The sequence below is a fragment of the Alteribacter aurantiacus DSM 18675 genome (assembly GCF_000429705.1).
In the GTDB taxonomy this organism is placed as follows: Bacteria; Bacillota; Bacilli; order Bacillales; family Salisediminibacteriaceae; genus Alteribacter; species Alteribacter aurantiacus.
In genome coordinates, this window is sequence record NZ_AUCJ01000011.1 from 1 (window position 1) to 23019 (window position 23019).

The 23019-nt window shown below is 42.1% G+C and carries 23 protein-coding genes and 1 pseudogene; 11 read left to right on the forward strand and 13 right to left on the reverse strand.

Annotated features, from left to right (window positions below):
* Window positions 1-598: 598 nt before the first annotated feature.
* Window positions 599-934 carry a chaperone CsaA gene (gene csaA, locus G476_RS0101250; protein ID WP_026688501.1) on the reverse strand — a complete coding sequence of 112 codons (336 nt, stop codon included), beginning with the start codon at window positions 932-934 and terminating at the stop codon, window positions 599-601.
* A gap of 278 nt (window positions 935-1212) precedes the next feature.
* On the opposite strand from csaA, the gene G476_RS21025 reads away from it, so the two are divergent.
* Together G476_RS21025 and G476_RS0101260 are read left to right on the forward strand one after the other, a co-directional pair.
* Window positions 1213-2037 (forward strand): DUF4397 domain-containing protein, encoded by an 825-nt coding sequence (locus tag G476_RS21025; protein WP_245579621.1) that lies wholly within the window; start codon window positions 1213-1215, stop codon window positions 2035-2037.
* Complete coding sequence (locus G476_RS0101260) at window positions 2024-2695, forward strand: class F sortase (protein WP_026688502.1); 672 nt, start codon at window positions 2024-2026, stop codon at window positions 2693-2695. The genes G476_RS21025 and G476_RS0101260 overlap by 14 nt, the downstream gene beginning before the upstream one ends.
* A 276-nt stretch (window positions 2696-2971) precedes the next feature.
* Here the strand turns inward: G476_RS0101260 and G476_RS23110 are convergent.
* Both G476_RS23110 and G476_RS23990 read right to left on the reverse strand, forming a co-directional pair.
* Window positions 2972-3592, reverse strand: a pseudogene (locus G476_RS23110) (HD domain-containing protein); the annotation flags it as partial.
* A gap of 21 nt (window positions 3593-3613) precedes the next feature.
* Window positions 3614-3748 carry a hypothetical protein gene (locus G476_RS23990; RefSeq protein WP_281170422.1) on the reverse strand — a complete coding sequence of 45 codons (135 nt, stop codon included), beginning with the start codon at window positions 3746-3748 and terminating at the stop codon, window positions 3614-3616.
* Window positions 3749-3942: 194 nt separating this feature from the next.
* On the opposite strand from G476_RS23990, the gene G476_RS21040 reads away from it, so the two are divergent.
* A complete protein-coding gene (locus G476_RS21040; protein WP_425387201.1) occupies window positions 3943-5754 on the forward strand; it encodes a BCCT family transporter in 1812 nt (603 codons plus the stop codon).
* A 46-nt stretch (window positions 5755-5800) separates the two neighbouring features.
* Here G476_RS21040 and G476_RS21045 read toward each other — a convergent pair whose 3' ends face one another.
* The 5 genes from G476_RS21045 to G476_RS0101295 form a co-directional block, all read right to left on the reverse strand.
* Window positions 5801-7072: a cyanophycinase gene (locus G476_RS21045; protein WP_051314607.1), complete on the reverse strand. Its 1272-nt coding sequence runs from the start codon at window positions 7070-7072 to the stop codon at window positions 5801-5803.
* A 553-nt stretch (window positions 7073-7625) separates the two neighbouring features.
* Window positions 7626-7988, reverse strand: a complete 363-nt coding sequence (locus G476_RS0101280; protein ID WP_026688503.1) for a helix-turn-helix domain-containing protein — start codon at window positions 7986-7988, stop codon at window positions 7626-7628.
* Window positions 7989-8241: 253 nt separating this feature from the next.
* Window positions 8242-8763, reverse strand: a complete 522-nt coding sequence (locus tag G476_RS0101285) for a GrpB family protein (RefSeq protein WP_026688504.1) — start codon at window positions 8761-8763, stop codon at window positions 8242-8244.
* 78 nt (window positions 8764-8841) lie between these two features.
* Window positions 8842-10251, reverse strand: a complete 1410-nt coding sequence (locus G476_RS0101290; RefSeq protein ID WP_026688505.1) for a sucrose-specific PTS transporter subunit IIBC — start codon at window positions 10249-10251, stop codon at window positions 8842-8844.
* Window positions 10252-10382: 131 nt separating this feature from the next.
* Window positions 10383-11375 (reverse strand): LacI family DNA-binding transcriptional regulator, encoded by a 993-nt coding sequence (locus G476_RS0101295; RefSeq protein ID WP_026688506.1) that lies wholly within the window; start codon window positions 11373-11375, stop codon window positions 10383-10385.
* A 276-nt stretch (window positions 11376-11651) separates the two neighbouring features.
* On the opposite strand from G476_RS0101295, the gene G476_RS23115 reads away from it, so the two are divergent.
* The 6 genes from G476_RS23115 (at window position 11652) to G476_RS0101315 (ending at window position 14800) form a co-directional block, all read left to right on the forward strand.
* Window positions 11652-11738, forward strand: a complete 87-nt coding sequence (locus G476_RS23115) for a YjcZ family sporulation protein (RefSeq protein WP_084405550.1) — start codon at window positions 11652-11654, stop codon at window positions 11736-11738.
* Between the two features lie 172 nt (window positions 11739-11910).
* Window positions 11911-11985 (forward strand): YjcZ family sporulation protein, encoded by a 75-nt coding sequence (locus G476_RS23120; RefSeq protein ID WP_084405564.1) that lies wholly within the window; start codon window positions 11911-11913, stop codon window positions 11983-11985.
* Between the two features lie 552 nt (window positions 11986-12537).
* A complete protein-coding gene (locus G476_RS0101300; RefSeq protein ID WP_026688507.1) occupies window positions 12538-13026 on the forward strand; it encodes a hypothetical protein in 489 nt (162 codons plus the stop codon).
* 370 nt (window positions 13027-13396) lie between these two features.
* Window positions 13397-13648 (forward strand): hypothetical protein, encoded by a 252-nt coding sequence (locus tag G476_RS0101305; RefSeq protein ID WP_026688508.1) that lies wholly within the window; start codon window positions 13397-13399, stop codon window positions 13646-13648.
* Between the two features lie 74 nt (window positions 13649-13722).
* Complete coding sequence (locus G476_RS21050) at window positions 13723-14208, forward strand: spore coat protein (RefSeq protein ID WP_051314608.1); 486 nt, start codon at window positions 13723-13725, stop codon at window positions 14206-14208.
* Window positions 14209-14329: 121 nt separating this feature from the next.
* Window positions 14330-14800 carry a hypothetical protein gene (locus G476_RS0101315; RefSeq protein WP_051314609.1) on the forward strand — a complete coding sequence of 157 codons (471 nt, stop codon included), beginning with the start codon at window positions 14330-14332 and terminating at the stop codon, window positions 14798-14800.
* Between the two features lie 43 nt (window positions 14801-14843).
* Here G476_RS0101315 and G476_RS0101320 read toward each other — a convergent pair whose 3' ends face one another.
* The 4 genes from G476_RS0101320 to G476_RS0101335 all read right to left on the reverse strand — a co-directional run bounded on the left by G476_RS0101320 (window position 14844) and on the right by G476_RS0101335 (window position 20318).
* Complete coding sequence (locus G476_RS0101320) at window positions 14844-15188, reverse strand: YflT domain-containing protein (protein WP_026688510.1); 345 nt, start codon at window positions 15186-15188, stop codon at window positions 14844-14846.
* Window positions 15189-15251: 63 nt separating this feature from the next.
* Window positions 15252-16697, reverse strand: a complete 1446-nt coding sequence (gene aldA / locus G476_RS0101325; RefSeq protein ID WP_035185912.1) for an aldehyde dehydrogenase — start codon at window positions 16695-16697, stop codon at window positions 15252-15254.
* A 448-nt stretch (window positions 16698-17145) separates the two neighbouring features.
* On the reverse strand, window positions 17146-17841 hold the full coding sequence (locus G476_RS0101330) for a tyrosine-type recombinase/integrase (RefSeq protein ID WP_156906496.1): 696 nt from the start codon (window positions 17839-17841) through the stop codon (window positions 17146-17148).
* 92 nt (window positions 17842-17933) lie between these two features.
* Complete coding sequence (locus G476_RS0101335) at window positions 17934-20318, reverse strand: putative bifunctional diguanylate cyclase/phosphodiesterase (protein WP_026688513.1); 2385 nt, start codon at window positions 20316-20318, stop codon at window positions 17934-17936.
* A 409-nt stretch (window positions 20319-20727) separates the two neighbouring features.
* Between G476_RS0101335 and G476_RS0101340 the strand changes: the two genes are divergently transcribed.
* Together G476_RS0101340 and G476_RS0101345 are read left to right on the forward strand one after the other, a co-directional pair.
* Window positions 20728-20934, forward strand: coding sequence for a YuzK family famiily protein (locus tag G476_RS0101340; protein WP_156906497.1), 207 nt, complete (start codon window positions 20728-20730; stop codon window positions 20932-20934).
* Window positions 20935-21060: 126 nt separating this feature from the next.
* Window positions 21061-21372, forward strand: a complete 312-nt coding sequence (locus tag G476_RS0101345; RefSeq protein ID WP_026688515.1) for a DUF3243 domain-containing protein — start codon at window positions 21061-21063, stop codon at window positions 21370-21372.
* A gap of 256 nt (window positions 21373-21628) precedes the next feature.
* Here the strand turns inward: G476_RS0101345 and G476_RS0101350 are convergent, their stop codons facing one another.
* Window positions 21629-22924, reverse strand: coding sequence for a globin-coupled sensor protein (locus G476_RS0101350; RefSeq protein WP_156906498.1), 1296 nt, complete (start codon window positions 22922-22924; stop codon window positions 21629-21631).
* Between the last annotated feature and the right edge of the window lie 95 nt (window positions 22925-23019).

Sequence of the window (23019 nt, forward strand, 5' to 3'; positions counted from 1 at the left end):
GTTTTTGCCTTCGTGCCGTGTTCTCAACATCTAATCAAAAGGAGGTAGGGTATCTAAGAATATTTCCACCCTTTAGCTTTATAAGAGTCTCAACCCTTTGAATGGCAGTCAAGGAGAGCACTTGACAACCATTCAAAGGGTTGAGGAAGAATGATTAGCTAAAGGGGGACAAAATCAGACTGAATATAAAGGACAACCAAGTCAAGAAGCCCAGAATAGCTTTCCTTCTTAAAGTTGCCCAAAAACAGGATCATAATCAATATTTCAGCGGGGCCTTGAAAGTTTCGTTCATATCAGGAGGCTAAGGCGATGCCCGCGGAAAGCGTCCACCTGTAACGGAATATATCCTTGTCAAAAAAACTTCCGAAAGGAAGCTTCTTTGTCATGTGAAAAAATGAGAGTGAATGATCAATAAGATAAAGAACCAAATAAAAGCCGCCAATTTTGCTTAACTTGACGACTATGCTACTACACCGACACACGAAAAGTCATCGTGCAGAATAAGACAAAACAGAGTGGAACTCAGTGTGTCACTCTGTTTATTTACTAGATTATGACCCAGGTTTATTAGAAAAAAACTCGGAGGCACTTCCTTTTTTCACCCAATTCGCGTCCCGTTCTCAACTGGGTCATCCACGTTCATCAACACCACATCTCCATCACCTGGCACACCGCCCATCACAAGGACTTCGGACTTGAACCCAGCTACGCGCATGGGTGGAAAGTTCACTACGGCTACAACTTGTCTACCTGGTAGATTTTCCGGTTTGTACCGTGTTGTGATCTGGGCACTTGATTGTTTAACCCCAATCTCACTACCAAAATCAATCCTCATTTTGATTGCCGGTTTCCTCGCCTCTGGAAAGGGCTCTGCCTCTATGATTGTTCCTACTCTCATATCCACTTTTAAAAAATCGTCAAACGAGATTTCCATCCTTACACCCCTCCTTGTACAACGTCCTATACAACTACATTCGCCTTGTATAAGCTATTCCCTCTATTGGTATTTCTCAACAATAATTTAACCTCAATATTCCATTTGAATAGGAGTAAAATACTATTTTTCTTTTAAAAAGGGTTATCTTTTGACGAAAATTAAGAAGCATTTTATATTTATCGTATAATCTTTGTTCAACAAGTGTTTAACTATTTTAAAACCCGGGTACTTGATGAACAGGAGATGATCCTAACAAAAATGAAGGAGTGGTTGTTTTGAAGTTAAAGCGTTTGATGATGTCAATGTTGGCTGGTGTAATGGTCTTTTCCGTATTTTCAGTAACGGCGTTCGCTCATGATCATGAGAGCGACGATGCTTGGGTACGTATTGTACATGCTTCCCCTGACGCACCGGCTGTAGATGTAACGGTTAACGGAGATGTTGTAGTTGAAGGCGCTGAATTTAAGGCGGCTACTGATTACTTAGAACTTCCTGCTGGTGAGCACGATGTAGCGATTTTCCCAGCTGGTGAACATGATGAACCAGTCATTGAAGCAACACTTGAGGTAGGTGCTGGTAATGCGTACACGGTAGCAGCGATCAATACTTTAGAAAACCTTGATTTACATGTTATTGAAGACGAAACGTCTACGACTGACGGCATGGCTTGGGTTCGTGTAGGACACCTATCCCCTGACGCACCTGAGGTTGATGTAACAGCCGGTGGCGACGTCTTGTTTGCAGGGGCTGAGTTCCCATCTGTAACAGGTTACGAAGAGGTTGAACCGATGACGGCTGACCTTGATGTACGTGTAGCAGGTACGGAAGACGTTGTACTTGAGTTACCAGGTACGGAGCTTGAAGGCGACATGCTTTACACGGTTCTTGCAGTAGGGTTTGCTGATGGTGAGCCGGGACTTGATACAATTATCCTAGCTGATCCATCACATGATGCGATGCCATCTGAAATGCCTGCAACTGGCATGGGTGGAACAGCTGATCAAAATTCAAATTACATGGCTGCTGGAATGTTGATTGTTCTCCTTGCATCTGGTGCACTGTTCTTCTTCTTCCGCAGACCAGCCTTTGAAAATCAATAAGCTCTTCCCCTTCGCTGTTCTCCTCGCATTGATAACAGCGTGCGGAACCGAGGACCCTTCTTCTGCTCAAACAGAAGAGGGGATTTCCTCTTTATCCGAGGCAGAGACAATTGAACAAATGGAAGAAGAACCAAGTGACCAGACTGCCGAAACGCTTGAACAAAATGAGGAAACTGCGACTCCAATCGAAACAGTACAAGGGACGGTCACATCTGGAATCACACCAACTTCAGTTGAGATTCCTTCGTTAAACATTAACGCCCCTATCGAATCACTCGGCCTAACTGAGACCGGCGCAATGGATGTCCCTGAGGACGGCGAAACGGTTGGCTGGTATAACCGCGGAGCAAAGCCCGGCGCCAGAGGAAATGCGGTCTTAGCTGGACATGTAGATGATTACACTGGACCTGCTGTTTTTTTCGATTTAAAAGAGTTGAACATCGGTGATGAGGTGGTTGTTTACGGAGAGCGTGACGAGGCTCTGATGTTCGAAGTGGTCAAAATGGAACGGTACCCGTATGACGATGCTCCAATCAGGGATATTTTCGGATATACAAATAGTCAACGTCTAAACTTGATTACATGTACCGGTGAATTTGACCGTGTGGAACGTACGCATCGCGAACGCTTGGTAGTCTATACGGAGTTAAAGGAGTAGACTACCTCGTGTTTGTTTATATAAAACGGGTCCTGTGATGAAACGGTTCATAGGACCTTTTTCGCGCAAAAAAATCGTACAACTACTCTATTTTTACCCCTCTCTGAAAGGCTCTCCCTACCGATTGGTTCTTTTTAAAGATGGTAGACGATACAGTAGATGCCCGAACCACCCTTCCTTCAAAGAGGACATGAGGGTCTATGATTCTCGGTTTCACACGATGCACAAAATCCCCTTCTTCACCCGGATACGTGGCTCTCACTGCAGGAAGGTACTTTATGATTCGATCAATACTCCTCCTGGCAGGTTCATGGCTCCGCAACTTTTCAAAAAAAACTTGTCTGTGAGAAGCCAATCGTCCTTTAAAATCGCTCCTGCATCCATCGCTTCAAGCAACACCGGCTTCAACGCTTGATTCACATAGATGTTAGTCGGGTGTAAAAAGAACTCAATCACTTCCTCGTAAAAAAGCTCCACAAACCACTCCGCCTGTTTAATAGTCGTGATGTAAAGAACTCCTTCGTCTGATTGGGCAAGAGAATCAACAAAACGAACCACTTCTCTTTTATGCGTGGAAAAATACGTATAAGCGTCCCTTAACGTATAATCAATACGATCGGCACACAAGCTTGGTAACGGTTGTTCAAGTATTGGAGAACGGTCTGTCATGTCTATTACGTTTTGTACGTTTATATTGTGCCTCTCCAAGATTGCAGGTATATCGGAGGCTAAAACGAGTTGTTCGAAAATGTCTTCATGATAGTCTTCACCGTCTTTTTCATACACCACATCTACGAAATGTGAAAGAGCAGTGTGTGAAACATCGTGAATAAGAGCAGCCACCTGCTCTTCAACACTCCCCCCAAGCCTTCTCACGATCAGCATAACTCCAACCGAGTGATCAAATCGTGTAACGTTTCATTCTTTCTTAAAAAGAGCGACAGCCCCTGCTTGGTGTACCCCTTTTAGCCTTTTTAGCGGCATACTCTCTATTAATTCAATCAACACAGGATCAAGTGTTGATTCGCCATAAAAAATATCGTTGTATGTCATCGTCTTCTCCTCCTTTCGTTTATCGTACCTCAAAGATTAAACTGTTTGTTTGATTCTTTGTGTTTAGGGGAAAGTAGGAATAAGGAATTATTCGATTGAATCCTATCTTTACGTTGGAATGAATGTCTGATATTCTCAACGTTTCAGAATTTTGAAAGGAGGATCATCCGGGAACGTACCGGATGAACGTACATGTGAGCAAATTTGAATACGAAACAAAAAAACCTAGCATTGTTTTCTACATCTCAGCAACACTAGTAGCCCTTTTCGTATTATGGGGTGCTTTCGGACCGGAGTCCCTCGATGCTTTTTCAGGACAAGCTCTTGGCTTTACTCTAAATAACTTCGGTTGGTTTTACATGCTCTCCACCGCTTTTTTCATCGCCTTCGTCCTATTTTTGGCGATTAGTCCATTCGGAAAGCTACGACTTGGTAAACCTGATGAAAGGCCGGAATATACCTTTTACACCTGGATTGGTATGCTCTTTTCAGCCGGAATCGGCGTAGGGTTCGTATTTTGGGGTGTAGCAGAGCCTGCCCTTTACTACTTGGATCCTCACCCTGATTTTGCCGATCGTGACGTCGCTGCCCAAGCGAATGCTGGGCTGCGCTACGCTGTTTTTCATTGGGCGTTGCACCCATGGGCAATTTTTTCTTTAGTTGCCTTAACCCTTGGTTATGTACAGTTTAGAAAAGACCAGCCTGCCCTTATTAGCTCAGCGTTTCAACCGATCTTAGGGGACAAAACATACGGTGCTTTTGGCAAAGGAATCGACACACTGGCGGTTCTCGCAACCTCAACAGGTGTAGCTACGACCTTTGGTTTAAGTGCTCTTCAAATTACAGGGGGACTTTCATACTTAACAAACGGCACGATCCCGAATACCGGGATGACCAACTTTATCATAATCGCGATAGTGACAGTCTTGTTTATTTTCTCTGCTGCTACTGGGGTTAATAAAGGGATCCGTATTTTAAGTATTATTAACTTAACAATCGCGGCGATCCTGCTCATCTTTGTGATCGCGATGGGACCAACTTTGTTCATTGCAGAAAGTATTGTAACCACCATTGGTGGATACTTGGCGAATGTGGCCCAAATGAGTTTGGACCTGGATCCGTTTGGTGACGGTGAATGGTTAGGAACGTACACCATCTTCTTCTGGGCTTGGCATATTTCATGGGCTCCGTTCATGGGAATCTTTATTGCTCGAATCTCTCGCGGACGAACCATTCGTGAATTCGTCGCTGGGGTCCTGATTGTTCCATCTTTGCTAGGTGCCATTTGGTTTACAGCCTTTGGTGGAACCGCTCTTGATATGATCCTTGGTGGAAACGAACAGCTCGGTGACCTTGTGTTGGATGAAGTGGAAGTGGCCCTTTTTGCCACTCTCGGTGAACTCCCACTCGGAATGATCATGAGTATTTTGGCTGTTGCGCTTATCCTCATTTTCTTTATCACATCCGCAGACTCGGCTTCCTATGTTTTAGGTGCCATGACAAGTAACGGAAGCTTGGACCCACGCTTGTCTGTCAAAGTGATTTGGGGATTCTTGATTGCTGGTACAGCAAGCGTACTTCTCATTAGTGGCGGATTGGAAGGATTACAAACTGCCTCCATTGTTGCAGCCCTCCCGTTTGCCATCATTATGGTCGTGATGATCTTCTCCTTATTGATCATGATGGGGAAAGACTTGAAGCTTGAACAAAAACGCACGTCCAAACGTCAGACCAAACGGGTAAAAGAAGAAGTGTACGGTGATATGCACGATAAAATGAAAGGTCGTGTGTATGACGATATCAAAGAAGACGTATACGAAGACATTAAAGAAGAAGTGTATGAAGATATTAAAGAGGAAGTATACGAGGATATTAAAGAAGAAGTGTACGAAGAATTTAAAGAACGGGTATACGACGATCTTCGTGAAGACTTAGGCGATCAGTTAAACGGTGAATTGGATAAAAAACCGAAGAAGCCGGATATTGACCCTAAGGATAAAAAATAAACGAAGGAAAAGACCTCATCCAACGTGGATGAGGTCTTTTTTTGTATCATTCTGACGGATAGATGGAGATTTCTACGTTACTGTAAGACCATCGCTCTTCGCCGAATGCTTCCCTGAGTCTTGTTTTCGTTTGATTTGTCTTATGAGCCGTTAGAGAGTACTCAGGATCATTCTCCCAAGACGTTCCCGTAACGGATGACTCATTTGATGTGAGCAGGTCCCAAACCATTGTTCTATAAGCGTTATCTTCATAAAAAATATCATCATAAACGTCTAACTCTGTTTCCCCACCGTGTACAGGCTTCGACTTTGAATGAAAAACAGGGTTGTTCGCTGTAGGAAGATACTTGTCTCCATGGTTCAAATAAGTTGATTGAATACCACTAATTCCCCAATTATCACTTTCATCAATGGACACCATTGACTGTGAAAGATCGAGAATCTGAACCCCATTCTCACCAACCACTTCCATTTTTACTGAAGGGTGGTTCGCGTTTTCAACCACTAAAGCCGTGGTCTCATCAATTCCGTACACCATGTCTACACCTGTATCAGCTGCGAGACGTATCATTCTACCTTCACGTGCCCATTGGGTGAAATGAGAATCGATCAAGCCATACGTGAAAAATCCTAGTCCTCCCTCTTTGTAATAACCTAAAACCCTTGCACTATCGTGATAACCTTCAATGGATCCATCCCTAATCCCTTGATAGCTATCCCCACCTGTAATCATGTATTCACTCACTTGAACAGCAGCTCCTGCCGAGGATCCGGCAATCATAAGCTGTCCACTATCAAAACGTTCTCGGATAGCTCCTAAGACTGCTGAGTCCTCCCAGTCATCTCCTCGAACAAGAGATGTAATATAGCGATCTTGATCACCACCACCAAAAAAGAATCCGCTAAATTCTCCTGATCGGATTCGCTCCGCCCACTCTGTGTCATCGGCTACATCAGTATTAGCAATATCAACGGGAATCCATTCTGCATCGATACCATAATCTCCAAAAGCTTTAATATAGTAATTTGCATTCATTTTACTATTGCTTGTATTAGGGTTGTTACAGACAGTCTCGCCTCGCTCCTCACAATCCCAATCATAAGGATAACTACTGGCAGTAATCACACCGATCTTCCCGGTTTCTCCGCCGGATAACGCCACCATTTTCTCGTAAATGGCTTCTGCTCCTTCAGATGACCCCAGAGCGCCACCAATCATGACTAAATGACTGCCTCTTGCAGCCTCCCCATTGTTGGGAAAAGAAAAAAGTCCTGTTATCAATAACACCACGAGTAACCATTGTCCTGTTTTTTTCAAGAAAAGCCCTCCTTTAGTCAGATGGCTTTAGTTTAACGCGATAAAAGGATAAAATGTTTGAGTTTTCAGTAAAATAGGAGTGGAGAACTGTAAAGTCAGATGTCATTTAGGACAATAGACATACGGTTAGTTTGCCGGATAAAGGGACCTTTTTCCTGAACCTGTCTGAAAGAATCGAATGGTGGCATTTTAAACAAACGTTTATTTAAGTAAGGGGATTTCGACATAAAGGGTGGCGAGTCGATGAACAATTGGGAAACTCGATCGATAAATCTCAAACTCGATTAACAAACCACACAAGTCGATTAATAAATTCCAAACTCGATTAACAAATCAACCAAGTCGATGGATAAATCCCAAACTCGATGAATAAATCACCTAAGTCAATTGATAATTTCCAAACTCGATTAACAAATCAACCAAGTCGATCGATAAATTCCAAACTCAATCAATAAGCCACCCACTCACAGGCTTAACCGGTGACCGTCTCCGCCCCTTCATTTCCCTCACCGATCAAACAAACATCCACCCTCATAAACATACCGAGGGTGGATTAGTTATCTTGTTTCTTTTGTGGAAAGGAGTCATTCCAGTTGTTGTATTGAATAAAGCGGATATAGTTTCTCACTTCTTCTTTGCTTACGCCACTTTCCTTCGCTTCTTTAATGAGCCCTAACCACTCATCATCGAGCACTTCCAATATGGATTCTCTTTCCTCATCTACCATTAAGAGTTCTAGTGGTATCTTTAATACTCCGGCAAGCTTTTTTAACGTATCGACAGACGGGTTTTTCCGCTGATCACGCTCAAGAAAACTAATATATGATTTAGCGATGCCACTTTCCTCAGCCAACCTTGAAATGGAATAGCCTTTTCTTAATCGGTATTTCTTAATGCGATTCCCTACTTCGCCCATGCGTCACTCTTCACCGCCTTAGTTTAGACCCAAATCTCATTTAGTTCATTATAACGAACAATAATCCTTTTGTCTATTCTTTTTCGTTCGATATAGGAAACTAACTATAGATAAAGATATGACCCTTAAGGCTTGTTTTTCCCAATCGTGTCAACGCATATACAAGAATGAATGTATCGTTTTTGGTTTGTCGTAAAAGGGTTTTAACCAATCTTCAGACACCAGGAGGTAGCATTTTAATCGATGCTACCTTTCACCGATAATCACTGTATCTCCAAACAAGAGCCTCTTTTTCAACTGTTTTAATGAACGGATCTTTCCCATCCATATAATCTTCCAAGCTCTCAGGATGCTTTTTAACCAAAAGGGTCTTCAATGTCCCATACTCCTCTTTCACATCTGGGTGGCTACGTAAATAATCACGAAAAGCGAGGTGACGTTTCGCTCCGTCACTGCCTTTTTCAAAGGTGTGAATATGAAGACTCCTTTCTTCCCCTTCTCCTTTATAAAAGAACCGTCTTCCGGGGATGCCATGCTCTCCTCTTGCTACATATCCGTGATGCTCCATTCGCTCTGTTTCTTCATCTGCTCGTTCAATATGATCCACTTCAATTAAAATATCAATAATCGGTTTAGCTGATAACCCTTCAACAGACGTGCTTCCAATATGATGAATGTCCCCTTCCTCAAAAATGGTTCTAAGCTCCAACTCCGCCTCGGCGAATGTATCTTTCCAAGCCGGATCATAAGTAACAACTCTTACTTTACGTTTCACCGATAACCCCTCCTTTCCTATCACTATAACCGAAAAAAAGACCCTAAAGGAATGATCCTTTAAGGTCAGAAGTTCGAATTACGCTTGTCCGTCCATTTCTTCTTTCATTTTATCAGTGTACCCGAACATGTACGTAAGGGCGAACGCTACACCTGCTGCAATTAGGTTTGCAAGAAGGTAGAGTACAATTTCAGGTCCTAAATAAAGGAGAGTACCAGGAATAACAGTAACAGCCATACCTGATCCTGCAAGACCTACTAGTGATGCGAAGAATCCACCAACAGCTCCTCCAATCAATCCCATTACAAACGGCTTCATGTATCGAAGGTTTACCCCGAAAATCGCCGGCTCTGTAATCCCTAAGAAAGCGGAGAAGGATGATGGTAAAGCAAGAGCTTTTAGTTTCTTTGAGCGCGTTTTAAGGCCAACCGCTAAAGCCGCTGCGCCTTGAGCAGCAATTGCCGTAGAGATAATCGCGTTAAACGGGTTCTCCCCAAGTTGGTTCAGTAACTGGATCTCAAGGAAGTTAAAGATATGGTGCACACCTGTAATTACGATTACTTGGTGAAGACCACCGATGACGAGTCCACTAATACCAAACGGTAAGTTTAGTAGTGCTGTTGTTGCTGCCATAACCGCTGCTTCAACTGCGTGGAAGACAGGGCCGATTACAAACAAAGCAAGAGTGATCATCACAAGCAAGGTTAAGAATGGTGTCAAAATCAGATCAAGAGCTTCAGGTACACGCTTTCTGATCCATCTTTCAAGCTTTGCCCCAACAAAACCTGCAATAAATGCCGGTAGAACAGATCCTTGGTAACCGATAACCGGAATAAACCCTAAGAACTCAAGAGCAAGGTCCGGGTTTTCTGCTACGTCCCAAGCATTCGGTAAGGCAGGACTTACGAGCATTAACCCAAGTACAATACCAATGATCGGACTTCCACCGAATACCCTGAATGCGGACCACGCAACAAGGGCCGGTAAGAAAGCAAAGGCCGTATCCGTTAACACTTGAGTAAATAATAGGAAGTTCTCTGAAATATCTTCAGGAACAAGTCCTACTAAAGCAAGGATATCTTCTTGTGTAAGAAGACCTCGCAGTCCCATGAACAAACCTGTCGCAACAAGGACGGGGATAATCGGTACGAAAACGTCACCAAACGTCCGGATCGCACGTTGGAACGCGTTTCCTTGTTTCTTTTGCTGTTCTTTTTGTTCACCTTTGGACGACTCGGAAACACCGAGGTTCGTAACCTCCTCGTGAATACGATTAACCGTTCCTGTACCAAAGATGACTTGGTATTGTCCCGAGTTATAGAAAGCACCTTTTACTTTATCAATCTCTTCTACTCGTTTTTGGTCAATCTTATCTTTGTCATTGACCATAATGCGTAACCGTGTAGCACAGTGAGCAACCGAATCAATGTTTTCTTTTCCGCCAATGGCTTCAATTAACTCTTCTGCAATTTTCCGATTTTCTGACATGGTTAGGCTCCTTTCCTATCATTGAAATTATGTCCATTTCTTTTAAATCCATTCAGTAGGTAACTTTTAGTGGAATCGATTCCACAAAAGGAAAAAAGGATGGAAGCGATTTATGTAATCGATTCCATAAGTTATCTTAAACTATCTCTTACGATAAGTCTATAGTCCATAGACAACTTTCTCATTTTTTCTTCGGAACCATTTAGTTGATCAAGAAGTAGTCTTGCTGTTTCCATTCCCGCATTTTCATTATTGTAATCCACTGTTGTTAGTCGCGGGCTCACATACTTGGAAATTTCAGATGCACCAATGCCTGCTATCGCCATTTGATCGGGAATGACAATCTGCTTTTCTTTTAAGTATTCCATCGCTCCAATAGCTAACCGGTCAGTCACTGCAAAGGTCGCTGTTGGCGTATGGTTGCTATTGGAAAGGATCTTCTTCATAGCGTCGTAACCTGATTCAATATCGAACTTTCCTTTTTGAATCCACGCCTCTTCTATGACAAGTCCATGATCTTTCATGGCATCCATATAGCCTTGTTTCCTTACCTTTCCAACCGCCTCGTCTGTTTCATACACACCTATAAAGCCAATGTGCTTATGGCCTTTTGAAATGATGGTCTCTGTCAATTCTTTGGCTGAACGGTAATCATCATAAACGATTGAAGGGATGCCTGGTACATCCTGACCAAGGGCAACCAAAGGAACGTTAAGGTCTGCAATTGCTTTTAACAGTTTTTCTTCTAAATTCGTGGCCAATAAAATAATACCATCCACTCTTCTGCTTTCTAAGAGCTTTAGTTGTTCAATCTCCTTTTCCACCTGCAAGTTCGCATTGGCTAAAAGAATTTGGTAGCCTTTTTCACTTAACACATGATCAATCCCGTCCACCACTCGACTGGCTGTCTCTGTGCTGATCTTGGGGAGAATCACACCAATGACCTTCGTTTTCTTAGTGCGTAACGATTTTGCCTGCTCACTCGGCACGTACCCTGTCTGCTCAATAGCCTCCAACACTTTGACTCGCGCTTTGTCGCTAACATAACCAGAATCATTCAACACCCGCGAAACCGTTGTTCTGGAAACCTCGGCCAGCTTAGCGATATCTAAAATCGTAACCATTCTATTCACCTCATTCTGCACCCATTATAGCCACTCCCCCTTCAATAGTAAACTCAAAATGTGAAACACCGAACAGAGGGTCAGACCCCAATTAGTCTAGACCCCAATTAGTCTCCTGCCCCAACTACCTTGCCCCTTTAGGAGGTAGCCGTTCACCCATTCTCCAAAAAACAGGCATTTCACCTCCATCACTTGTCCAGACTCTTACGCTCTATTTACATACGTTATGAGTGAGAAGCAAAAAACTTCTCAAATAAACAATTAGGAGGAGAAATCATGAGCTACTACAACGGCAACGGATTCGCGCTAATCCTTGTATTGTTTATCCTTTTAGTAATCATCGGCTGCTCTTGCTTTAACTAAGAATAAGCTTTATGCCCCCAACTTCACTTGCCACTAAGTATAAGCAACCTCCTTTGCTTCCTTTGTGATGACGACCTTGCAAAACCGGACATTCGTGGTATTCCTTTAACTCTCAAGTGGACGCCAACTTGAGAGATCCCCTCAAAAATTGGTGTAAAGGGAGTGATCAAACATGTACAACACATTTACATTCGTCGTTGTCATCTTTATATTGCTAGTTATTGTAGGATGTTCTTGCAACTTCTAGTTAACTGACCCTTCCCACCATATAAAAAAGGCCCGCTCCCCCCAGCGGGCTTTTTTACATAAATAAGTATGCCTTGTGTGCGTAGCTGAATGCTAGCAGGTACAGTTCTGTGGCAGTGACGAGCGTTTACATCGTGAATTCGCTGCCTATTGCTTCGACACAGAACACTATATGAGTTACTAGCAGAAGAAAAACATAGTATTTCTACTGGCTCGCCGGCACAACCGCGGAAATGGAGCTGATGGTTTAAAGCGGGGGCTTATACATTGAAATGCACGATCATCGAACGGCAATCTATCACAATAACAGCGTGAATGAACCCTTCTAAGCACACTTGTATCTATAAAATAAAGAAACACCCTTCCCACAAATGAAGAATCACCTCCTCATCTATGAAAAAAGTACCCATACAATATAACGATTCTTTAGGATCTTTCTACTTTTTCATAGCCCTTTTTAGCCAAATTGATTGAGTTTTCTTTCATTTATAAAGGAATTTTTATACAATTAGGAAAGCAGTAAAATCCGGACTATATAAAAATGAGGGATTGGATGAACACAGTTATTTCAAAGTTTGAACAGTTGACATCTTTTTTAAATCACCTAAAACAAATCGATGATGAAACATTCTATGCTCCTATAGGTGACGGGAAATGGTCAACTGCTGCCATCGTTGCACATTTTCATTATTGGGATCAAATTATTATAGAAGAGAGACTTCCCGATATGCTTAATGGAGACACCCTTCCAAGCTTCAACGAGCGTATTCACTTAATTAACAAAGATGCAGAACAATTTTCTAAAACGATTCCGAAACATACACTCCTTAATAAAGCTATTATATCGAGGTTAAAGCTTGCGGAGAAGCTTCATACTTCAAATCTGTCCGCCTCGTTTCAATTGGACAATCACTCTTATTCATTACTTCAGTATATTGAAGAGCTATGTACTCACGATGAGCGACACGTTAAGGAAGTAGCTAGCTTCTTGTATTCTTCCTACATTGGTGAAAGTATCCACTCTCTGCAGATGAAACCCTGAACTTCTCTTTTAAAGAGAAGTTTTTTTGTTTAGACATTCTTTCTTTTCTAAGCTTTTACCACCACCTAATCCCTACAAAAGTATATTTTCTCTCTCACGTGGCGGATCACGACACCTCTTTCTTTTTTCCTCATAGACTATCTAGTACCGACCCATTTCACTAGAAGGCCCTGAAAAAGTTCGATTTTTAACTTTTTCAATGCCTTCGAAGCAATGAGCGTAACAGCTGCTTGTTTTGAAAGCCTGATACGAGTGGGTTTCTTGTAAAAGGCGCCCAACTAAGTGGAGCCATTGCAAGTCAGATAAAGGCAGTGAAAAAGTCGGGGTGTACTTTTTTCACTGTTCTCATTTCACTAGAGGAGGTGTCCCTATGGAACCTAGTAAGCCATTACTCCGTATTCTTGTTGAACAGACGTTTGAAAAACATGGCATCTCAAAAAGGAAGTTGACTCCAGAGCAAAAAGAGAAACTTCAAAATATCGTAACCGACTTGGAACAGCAAGTGCATAATTTTACTGACAAAGCGAAAGAAAAGCACCTTCTATCACCAATGAAAACAACTCATGAATCAGAGAAAACCGTTGTCTATCAAAATAAGAAGAAGAAGAAGAAGAAAAAATAGATAAATGACCTCATGGTTTGTCCAAACAAAATACCTTCCTTTCCATACTCTAGAAGAGAAAGGAGGGAACGTATATGCGAGCATATTATTCCGACACTGGTAAAGCCGTTGTAGGAGGGTTTAGTCATGGAGTCGTTTATTGCGGTAAAAGAGGCTTTAAGCCCCTAAGCTGTAAGTGCCATCGATATAACCATCACGATACGGACGAAACCATCCAAAACAAATCCATTCAACTATCCGAAGAATCGATTACCATCAGGAACTCTCGTGACATCACAGTAAACCTAACAGATACAAAAGCAGCCGCCAACCTTCAAGCTACTCTTCAAGAAGCAATCATCGTCCTTATCAGCAACTCTGGTACAAACCGAGCCCAAGCAAAACTCATTGCCAATGACTTGTTACAATCGGCAAAGACGAAACAGATCTCCAATCGCCATATCAGAATCGAGGGCTCCAGAAACGTGGAGATTACTTCTACAGATACACAACTCCTCATCAACATTCAATTACTCTTACAACTTTTGGTTGCCGTTTTTGTGCAGTTGAATAACGGGTAAAACCCATTCACTTCTTATGAATTTGCCAAATCATAAGAAGTTTTTTTCTTTAAAAGAAGGAGAATGGCTCCCCTTTCCTTAAATTAATGAGAGAGTGGACTAATTTAAGGGAGTGATGGCGTTGAAGATAGAGCAAATAACCGTTCGTGATTCCTTTTTGTCTTTGTTAAAAGAAACGTTTGAAGGTCCCAGTGGCACGAGCAGCTTTTATACGAACCCGAAACCTGATAGCGGACTCCTTGGAACGATCGAGAGAATCAATGCTCGAGAAGCTTCAATGATCCTTCCTTCTTCCGAGGCTTCGATTGCTGCACACGTCCACCATACCCTCTATTATTTGCAAGTATCCGGGGCCAGGTTGCTTGATGAAAAGCGCCGCGTGGATTGGGATTTAAGCTGGCGAATCCACGAAGTCGATGAAGGAACATGGCAAGCGTTTAAGAGTCAGCTTCGAGAGGAGTATGAGAATTACATGTCTCGATTAAGAGACATTTCCTTCACTAGTGAACAAACAGCGACCGTAAGTGCAGCTTTGGCTCACTCCGCCTATCATTTGGGGGCATTAAAACAACTCATTAATCAACTAGAATAAACAAACGGGCTGCCTCTTTTGAGACAGCCCGTTTTAGCTTTATTTATAGAACCAAATCGGCTGGTGCATCTTTTACAACAACAATTACTTTTCCTTGATCAAGCTTTTCTTCTAAACTATGTGCTTTATCACTCGTAAAGCCTAATTCCTCGAATTGGGCACGAAGCTCGTCCCCTTTTTTACGAAAGACGTTCTTAACAGATGTATCAAGCCCTTCTTCCTTCATACTCACCGTGTTCGCATCTGCATTATCAGCAACACGGTCGGTACGGTCATCATCATGAGTGAGGATGTACACGTTATCTTCGTTTACACCTTTACTCTTCAATGAATCAACAGCGGTTACGACTTCTTCGTCATTATAAAACTCTTTGTATAATGGTTCCATCTAATATCGCCTCCTGGAGTTTGAAATACCCGCTCTGCTTTTCTTTTAAACAAAAGAGTTGAATTACTTTTTCTTTTTGTCGTACTGCATGTATGCCACTGTTGTTTGCAAGTACTCTTCCACGCCGTATTTTCCATCGGCCCCTCCAAGACCCGACTGTCTCCATCCAGCGTGATAGCCTTGCAGAGCCTCGAAGTGTTCACGGTTAACAAATACTTCACCAAACTTCAACTCATTGATCGCTCTCATGACTTCATGATAGTTCTCAGAAAAAATAGAGGAAGACAGGCCATAAACAGAGTCATTCGCAAGGGCAATCGCGTCGTCTAAGTCTTTGTAAGTGGCGATCGGTAAAACAGGACCAAAGATCTCTTCTTGCAAGATATCCATTTGCTGCTCCACGCCTGTAATGACCGTTGGCTCAAAAAAGTACCCTTTATCCATGTCCGCTCGTTTCCCACCAGTTAACACACGCGCTCCATCACTTTTTGCTTTTTCCACAGCCTCTTCCACATCTTTCACTTGGTCTTCGCTCACAAGTGGACCAAAATCCATCCCCTCTTCCAATGGGTTCCCATAACGGAGCTCACTCATTTTAGACGTGATTTTATCGATAAATCGATCAGCAATGGATTCATGAACATACACACGCTCTGCATTGGTACACACCTGTCCCGAGTTAATGATTCTTGACTCAATCACCTTATCTACTGCCAAGTCTAGGTTTGCATGCTCGGTTACGATGGCCGGTGCTTTTCCTCCCAGCTCCAAGTTTACTTTCACAATCTTTTTCGATGCTGCTTCCATCACTTTTGATCCCGCCGGGAAGCTTCCTGTCAAACTGACCATCCCTACTTTTTCATTGGAGGCAAGCTCGTCTCCAACTGAAGATCCGGAACCGGTCACAAGGTTGAAGACCCCTTTTGGCAGGCCTACATGTTCGTGAAGAAGTTCGGTGAATTTGATTGCAGTCAGAGGTGTCTGCTGACTCGGTTTAATGACGACCGTACACCCGGTTACAATGGCTGGTGCCACTTTCCTGGCAAGCACCATCATAGGGAAGTTCCACGGAACAATGCCTGTCACGACGCCAATTGGTTTCTTTAAAACAATGATATTCTCATTCGGGCTGTCACTTGGTACAACATCGCCCTCCACTCTTCTTGCAAAGCCTGCCATGTATCGAAAATACTCTACCGTTGTTTCAATCTCTTCTTTTGCAAACGCCAACGTTTTCCCTTGTTCGTCTGTTAATAATCGTGCGAAGTCGTCCACGTTTTCTTCAAGCTTATCGGCTATGACATTTAAATACGACGCACGCTCAACTGCCGGCGTTTGTTCCCAGCTTTTTTGTGCTTCAAACGCAGCTTCGATCGCCTTTCTAGCATCACTTTCGGTCCCTTTTACCACTTGTGAGATCGTTTCTTCTGTTGCAGGATTAATCACGTCAATCATGTCAGTGGAATCGCTCTTTACAAACTCGCCGTTAATGTAGATCGTATTCGTCAAACCTAGCACCTCCGCATATTTACTTACTAAATGTTAGACACCTTTATCAATACCCGATTAAGAGCGGTTAAAACAGCAAGGGATAACTGCATAGCCATCATCGTAAGGATGGAGTGTAGTAAATAAGTTGAAGAAAGGTGTAGCCGGAATATTCTTCGCTTTCCGCGGCGGTGCCGGCGAGCCTCCTCACTTCGCTTGCGGGGTCTCTCCTAGCTCCCACGGCCGCAGGAGTCTTCGAACATTCCGGCTATACCTATTCACATGTCCTAGTTCATATCGCTTGTGATTAATAATTGCTTACCGGTTCATACTGTCGGGTATCTTCCCTTTCCAAGATAAAGGGAGGTATTTCTAATGAAGAAGAACATTCTAAAGAAATCAAAAAAGCCAGCTCTAAAGGACTTGTCCTTTAAAACCAGCTTCTGTTCAGAGAATCTTCTACACTCATTTAACAGTCATCGTACAACTCTTTCAATGTCTCCATGTTCATGAAGTCTTTCACTGCCCAATGGCTCTTTACGTTAAACTCTTCGCAAACCTTTTTGATTTTCGGGTTATCTAACGTTCCCCCTTCTTTTTCAAGAAGTTGCTTGGCACGGTATAGCATGCCGCTTCGGACAATGGTTTTTGAATTGATTCGGCTTGAAATACGTTTGACACTTTCCAAATCGCGAATCATTTCAATACGGTTGTAAATCGTATACTGACTCACCTTTTTTGCATGCTTGCGGTTGGTCTTCCCTGTTTTTAAAATAAACTCAGTCTCCCGAGAATCAGGCATCTCAACTGTCGTTTTCACATTTTTCGTCTGTGTCATTTTCCCGTTTTTCTTCACGTATTCATTCTCTTCATAAGCCTCTTCAATAAGCGCGATCGTTTCGTCGTCCAATTTCACACGTCGAGGTTCATCCGGATGCTTATCATCTGTGACGACAACTTCCTTTGCCAACTTGTCTACATCGTGAATGGTTAAATTGCGAATCTCTGATACTTCTGTTCCTTGAACACTATTGAACAATAACTTAATAATAATGGCATCTTGTTTATTAACAAGATGACTGACAATCACATCAATCTCGGCTTTTGTTAAAAATTTTACTTGTTTTTTTGTTTGAACGAGCATCTCCATATTATTATTCCCCATAAAACCCCTAACCCTTATTCATAATAATCTATTCTTCTTTCATTATTTCATGTTATCCCTTTTGTTTCCACATAAATGCCCAAACAGGAATATCATACCTTTTCTAACGGCTTTGAACGATTTGATTGGAGCAAATGAAAACACTTTTCTTTTACTAACGGTTTAGAAATATAATAACCTTGAATTTTTTCACAACCCATTCGTTGGAGCATCAGAAGGTGCTCCTTCGTCTCAACCCCTTCAGCAACAACAACCAACCCTAATTTTCGTTTCATCGAAATTAAAGAATCTACAAGTGTATAGTGCTCATTGGCTTGCTCCATCTTTCTTAGAAAGAGGCGATCCAGCTTGACCCCATCAAGAGGTAAACTATTCAAGTAGTTCAGGGAGCTATATCCCGTGCCAAAGTCATCTAAATAAACCGTTACGCCCATGTCTTTTAGCTTTTCAATGGACTGCCCAGTCTCTTTTTGACGCCTCATTAGGGTTGTTTCAGTGAGCTCAATAATGAGTAATTCCGGGTCAAAATCCGCGCGTTCGATTCTTTCTTTTACAAAATTGTGAATATCTGTTTGCTCCATATGCTTCATGGAAATATTCACTGACAGCATCACCGGTTCATGAAGCTTTCCATTCCATTTGGCCACTTCTCTACACCCAGTATCCATGACCCATTCTTCAAGGTGGGCAATCTCTCCGATGTCTTCTGCTATCGGAATAAACTCTGCGGGGGAGATTAATCCAATTTTAGGATGATTCCAACGGACGAGAGTCTCAACAGCACAAAAATCATTTGATTTGGTGTTTAAGATTGGCTGATACACTAAGAATAGCTCATTGTTTAAAATGGCATGAGGGAGGTCTTGTTCGAGTATCTTCTTTCTCTCCAACTGGTCCCTCATCTCCGGCTTAAAGATTTGGATTTGATTTCGTCCATTGTTTTTTGATTTGAACATTGCGTAGTCTGCATAGTTCACAATGGTTGATCGCTCTTCGCCAGTGATGGCGTGAGCAACCCCCATACTCGGGGTCATGTAGCAAAGCCTTCCACCTACATGAATCGGCTCAAAGAAATCTTGAAGAAATTCCCGGCACTTTTCAAACATGAGATTGTGGTCATGACCTTGATAAATCAAGGCAAATTCATCGCCACCAATTCGAGCAATCGAAAACCCCTTCTTAAATCGATTTCTCATTCTCCTTGCCAGTTCCTTTAGGAGTAAATCACCGTATTCATGGCCATAAATATCATTGATTCGCTTAAAGTGATCGAAGTCGATCATAATAATGGAAAACGGTTCTTCTACCTTATCCAATTCGTCAAAAAATCCTCTACGATTTCGTAATCCCGTAAGATCATCGTGGTATGCAAAGTGTTGGATTTGTTCTTGGGATTTTTTCGATTCCGTTTGATCCTTCAGTATGGCATAAGCAGCAGTTTGGGACTCGGCTTTTAGTGGAAGAAGTGTCACTTGGAAGTATCGATCATCAGCTGTATAAAGGTGAAATTCGCTCCCTTTTCCCCCAAACGCTTGCTTTAAGTATTTCGTTACTTGAACGTATGTACGAGACGTTAAAACATCTTTTAACAGCAAAGGGGAATCTGAGGTTAACCCTGTATGACGAATTGTCTCTTTGGCTTTTTCATTCATCCGGATGAACCGCTCTTGTTTATCAAGAGCAAAAACAGCGTCAGGATGATTGAAAAATAAAGAGTGGTATTCCGCACGGTTTGTCAGCAAATCAAGTTTGGTTTTTTTCCTTTGATTATCCCCAAACAAATCAGGAACGAGAATAAGAACAATCAAAGCAACAATGTTTACCAGTAAGGAAAAGAAAATAGAATCAAAGCTTAAAGTGAAATTCGTCAGTTCTTGACCTGCAGTTAACGAAGCTTTTATCACATTCGGTATGCTTGTAAGTGCAACACCGATTGTAATGGCACCGACAATGTGCCACCTTCTTATTTCATCCTGCTCCGTCTCATTGTTTAAGATGAGAAGAAACCTTAAAACGGCTCCAGCGATGCAACAAACCAATAGATAGCTATAAATCAGAATGAGTCCATTTGCGTCCAAGGTGTCTATAAATGCCAATGCGTACAAAGAAACGTCCAATACGTAAATCAACGTACCTATCATGGCGCTGCCTATTAAAAACTGCGCGGATGATATCTCAACCTTCGCCCCCATAGCTAGAGCAACCCATAAGGCAGAACACGTTAAAGGAATGGTCATAATCATTAGCAAAACAGCTGTTCCTGACAACGACACTGTTCCTTCAGACAAAAGAGTTAGAGGATGTACAATCCAAAAAGTCACCCCATATTTCGTTACAATGGCAAGCTGCTTTTTTTTCGTATAGTCCTTAAAAGCCAGGCGGTGCTTGATGCACATAAAGCATGTCCAAATACATAGAAGGTAAGCTGTTGCAAGAAAGGAGACGGCAATTTGATTTAGAATAGCAACATAGAACATGACTTTCCTCCTGATTCTTAAGACATAATATAAGATACATTTTACCACAAATTTCTCCATTATTTGCGAGCAATTTCAAACTTTAAAATTCGCTCATTCCATTCCTTTGTTATGATAATCCCATAAACACACGGGGTTTCTTACCGATATGGATAAGGACCAATGAACGCTTTCGTTTCATGGCTTTTATAAACAAAAAACAACGCATATGAATGAGAAAAGGAAAGATTGGCAAGGCTACTCTTGATTAAATGTTTGATCTTTTTTTTGAACGGATATAAGACATACATAATCTTCATTTTCTTTGCTTACAGGAGGTTGCATGCGAGCATTGGTGTTCACTCCAATTGTGGAAATGAACAAATTGAAAACATGGTTACGAAATTAACCTTACAAAAAAGGAGAATGCATGATGACAGGAAAAGATGACGCTCCAAAATATACGGAGCACATGGAAAAAGGATTAAGACAAAATCACGGAATTGGGCATGATAGTTTAAATGCCAACTTGGATAAGAAAATTGAAGTAGAAAAAAGCCGTGAAAAAGATCACAAAGAAAGTCAAAAAATCGTGAGAGAGGTCTCAAATGACCTTCACCACTCCAGAGAAAGATAAGCTCCCCCCAAGCTGTCCCGATTAAAAGGACAGCTTTTCTTTTTTTATCTCATTAGATGTTTAGCTACCCGAAAAATCAGGAACAAGCAGAGTAGAATCACATTCTAATCTTGGAGGGATTGTAAAATGGCAAACACACAGCAACAAGCAGAAGAGAAAGTACAAGCCATGCCCGAACAAAAGAAAGAAGAGATTTTAAGTAGCTTCGACCGCTTCCAAGGATACCTGGCTGATAAGATTGAAAAAGGAGAAAAAATTGGCCTAAGTGAAGAGCAGATTGCTAAAGGAGCAGAACGTGTAGCTGAGTATTTAAAGAATCACGAAGATCCAAAAAATACAGAAGAGAAGTTGCTTCAAGAAATGTGGAAAGTAGCCGACGATGACGAAAAGCATCAGATGGCTCACGTCCTTGTGAAATTAGCAAAAAAAGAAGGCTAATAATCGATTAGAGGCTGAGACATAAAGAAAGTGTTTAGAGTTGGATCCGAACAATTCGCTAGTAGAGCGGATGAAATATACGTAGACTCCTGCGGGATGAAAAGCGAAGGTGAGACCCCGGAGGGCAAAGCCCGAGGAGGCTCAACCGCTTCCCGCGGAAAGCGAAGTATATTTCAGTAGCGGTGTATTAGCACCGCATACCATTGTTCGGATTCATTCATAGTTAACACTTCTGTCCCAGCCTCTACTCTTTTCATTACAATGTATTGGTCTCATCATTTAAATGATCCGCTGTTACAGCAAGTTGATGGACAGCTTCGTTCATCTCATCAATCACAGCTGAAATGAAAGATAGCTCTTTTTCTACGTTTGAATTTTGTTCTCTCGCCCTCTCCGTCTCCCCAACAATGTGAGTGAAAAACTCGTTCGCTTCGGATAGTCCTCCGTTACTCGTTTCTACAAGTCCGTCGATTTTTTGAGCGTACTCAGAAACAGTCCCAACTCTTACTTTTGTTTGGGCAACGAGTCCAGATACATCACTTACGGATACTTTTGTTTGTTCCGCAAGCTTTCTCACTTCTTTAGCAACGACATTAAACCCTCTGCCCGCATCACCTGCTCGGGCTGCTTCAATTCCTGCATTTAAGGCTAGCAGGTTCGTTTGATCTGCAATGGACTGAACGATCGTGACGATGCGATTGATTTTTTCTGACATGTCTTTTAGCGATTCAATTTCAGATGATATTTCTTCCATATGATTTCGTATCGTTTTAATCAGCTCGTACTGTTTACCAAGCTTTAACTGCCCTTCTTTTGAAAGGCTGTCCACACGGCCGGATGATTCAGCACCACTTCGGCTAAAGTCTACAACATCTTTCACCTTGCCTCTTAAGTCATCAATGGATGCACTTGTTTCCTGTGATAAAGCTGCCAGTTCTTCTGATGTACCACTTACTTTTCCCTTTAAAGCCTGTTCTGCCGCAAACCCTTCGTTTCGAATTCGTTGATTCTCCACCTCGTACGCTTCTAATACGAGCTGTTGCTCGATGTTTAGGATTTTGGACACAACCAACAATGTTTGAAACCTTTTATTCGGTTCAGCAATCTCTTCTTCCAACACGCGTCCAATGGATTGCAATAAATCTTGAAACGCACACATATACCACTTTGTATCCAGTCCGATTTTCACATGAACGCGGGCAATGGTTATTCGTTGATCAATGAACGCTTGATCAATCGTACCTTCGAACATCTCTTCAATGTGTTTTCGTAACGTACTCTTTAGTCTCGAAAATGAACTATGAGTATCAATCGTCTTAGTAAGCTGACTGTTCATCGAAAGGTTTTTATAGAACTGATCTACAATAGTCTCAATATGCTTCGCTATATATGGTTGGACCCCTTTTATAATGGCAAGGTCTTCTTCCTGCAAATCAATCATTGAAAGCTGGAGCTTCACTTGATCTGAAACGTCGATCTTCCCTTGATGGAAAGAAACCTCTTCCCTTTGTTTTGAATTTGCTTTGAACAACTGTGGAATTTTCATCATCATTGCCCCTTAACCGTTTTGATGGTCTCAGCCATCCCCTCTCCTAAACCTATCGACAAGGTACACCCTTTTATTTAGGAATACAGGTAAAACGATCA

Bases quoted from the DNA above. Each gene is read 5' to 3' on its own strand.
- csaA (WP_026688501.1), bottom strand. From the start codon at position 934: ATGGAAATCTCGTTTGACGATTTTTTAAAAGTGGATATGAGAGTAGGA.
- G476_RS23990 (WP_281170422.1), bottom strand. From the start codon at position 3,748: ATGACATACAACGATATTTTTTATGGCGAATCAACACTTGATCCTGTG.
- G476_RS0101280 (WP_026688503.1), bottom strand. From the start codon at position 7,988: ATGGGCGAAGTAGGGAATCGCATTAAGAAATACCGATTAAGAAAAGGC.
- G476_RS0101290 (WP_026688505.1), bottom strand. From the start codon at position 10,251: ATGTCAGAAAATCGGAAAATTGCAGAAGAGTTAATTGAAGCCATTGGC.
- G476_RS0101295 (WP_026688506.1), bottom strand. From the start codon at position 11,375: ATGGTTACGATTTTAGATATCGCTAAGCTGGCCGAGGTTTCCAGAACA.
- G476_RS23115 (WP_084405550.1), top strand. From the start codon at position 11,652: ATGAGCTACTACAACGGCAACGGATTCGCGCTAATCCTTGTATTGTTT.
- G476_RS0101300 (WP_026688507.1), top strand. From the start codon at position 12,538: ATGAACACAGTTATTTCAAAGTTTGAACAGTTGACATCTTTTTTAAAT.
- G476_RS0101305 (WP_026688508.1), top strand. From the start codon at position 13,397: ATGGAACCTAGTAAGCCATTACTCCGTATTCTTGTTGAACAGACGTTT.
- G476_RS21050 (WP_051314608.1), top strand. From the start codon at position 13,723: ATGCGAGCATATTATTCCGACACTGGTAAAGCCGTTGTAGGAGGGTTT.
- G476_RS0101320 (WP_026688510.1), bottom strand. From the start codon at position 15,188: ATGGAACCATTATACAAAGAGTTTTATAATGACGAAGAAGTCGTAACC.
- G476_RS0101330 (WP_156906496.1), bottom strand. From the start codon at position 17,841: ATGGGGAATAATAATATGGAGATGCTCGTTCAAACAAAAAAACAAGTA.
- G476_RS0101335 (WP_026688513.1), bottom strand. From the start codon at position 20,318: ATGTTCTATGTTGCTATTCTAAATCAAATTGCCGTCTCCTTTCTTGCA.
- G476_RS0101340 (WP_156906497.1), top strand. From the start codon at position 20,728: ATGATGACAGGAAAAGATGACGCTCCAAAATATACGGAGCACATGGAA.
- G476_RS0101345 (WP_026688515.1), top strand. From the start codon at position 21,061: ATGGCAAACACACAGCAACAAGCAGAAGAGAAAGTACAAGCCATGCCC.
- G476_RS0101350 (WP_156906498.1), bottom strand. From the start codon at position 22,924: ATGATGATGAAAATTCCACAGTTGTTCAAAGCAAATTCAAAACAAAGG.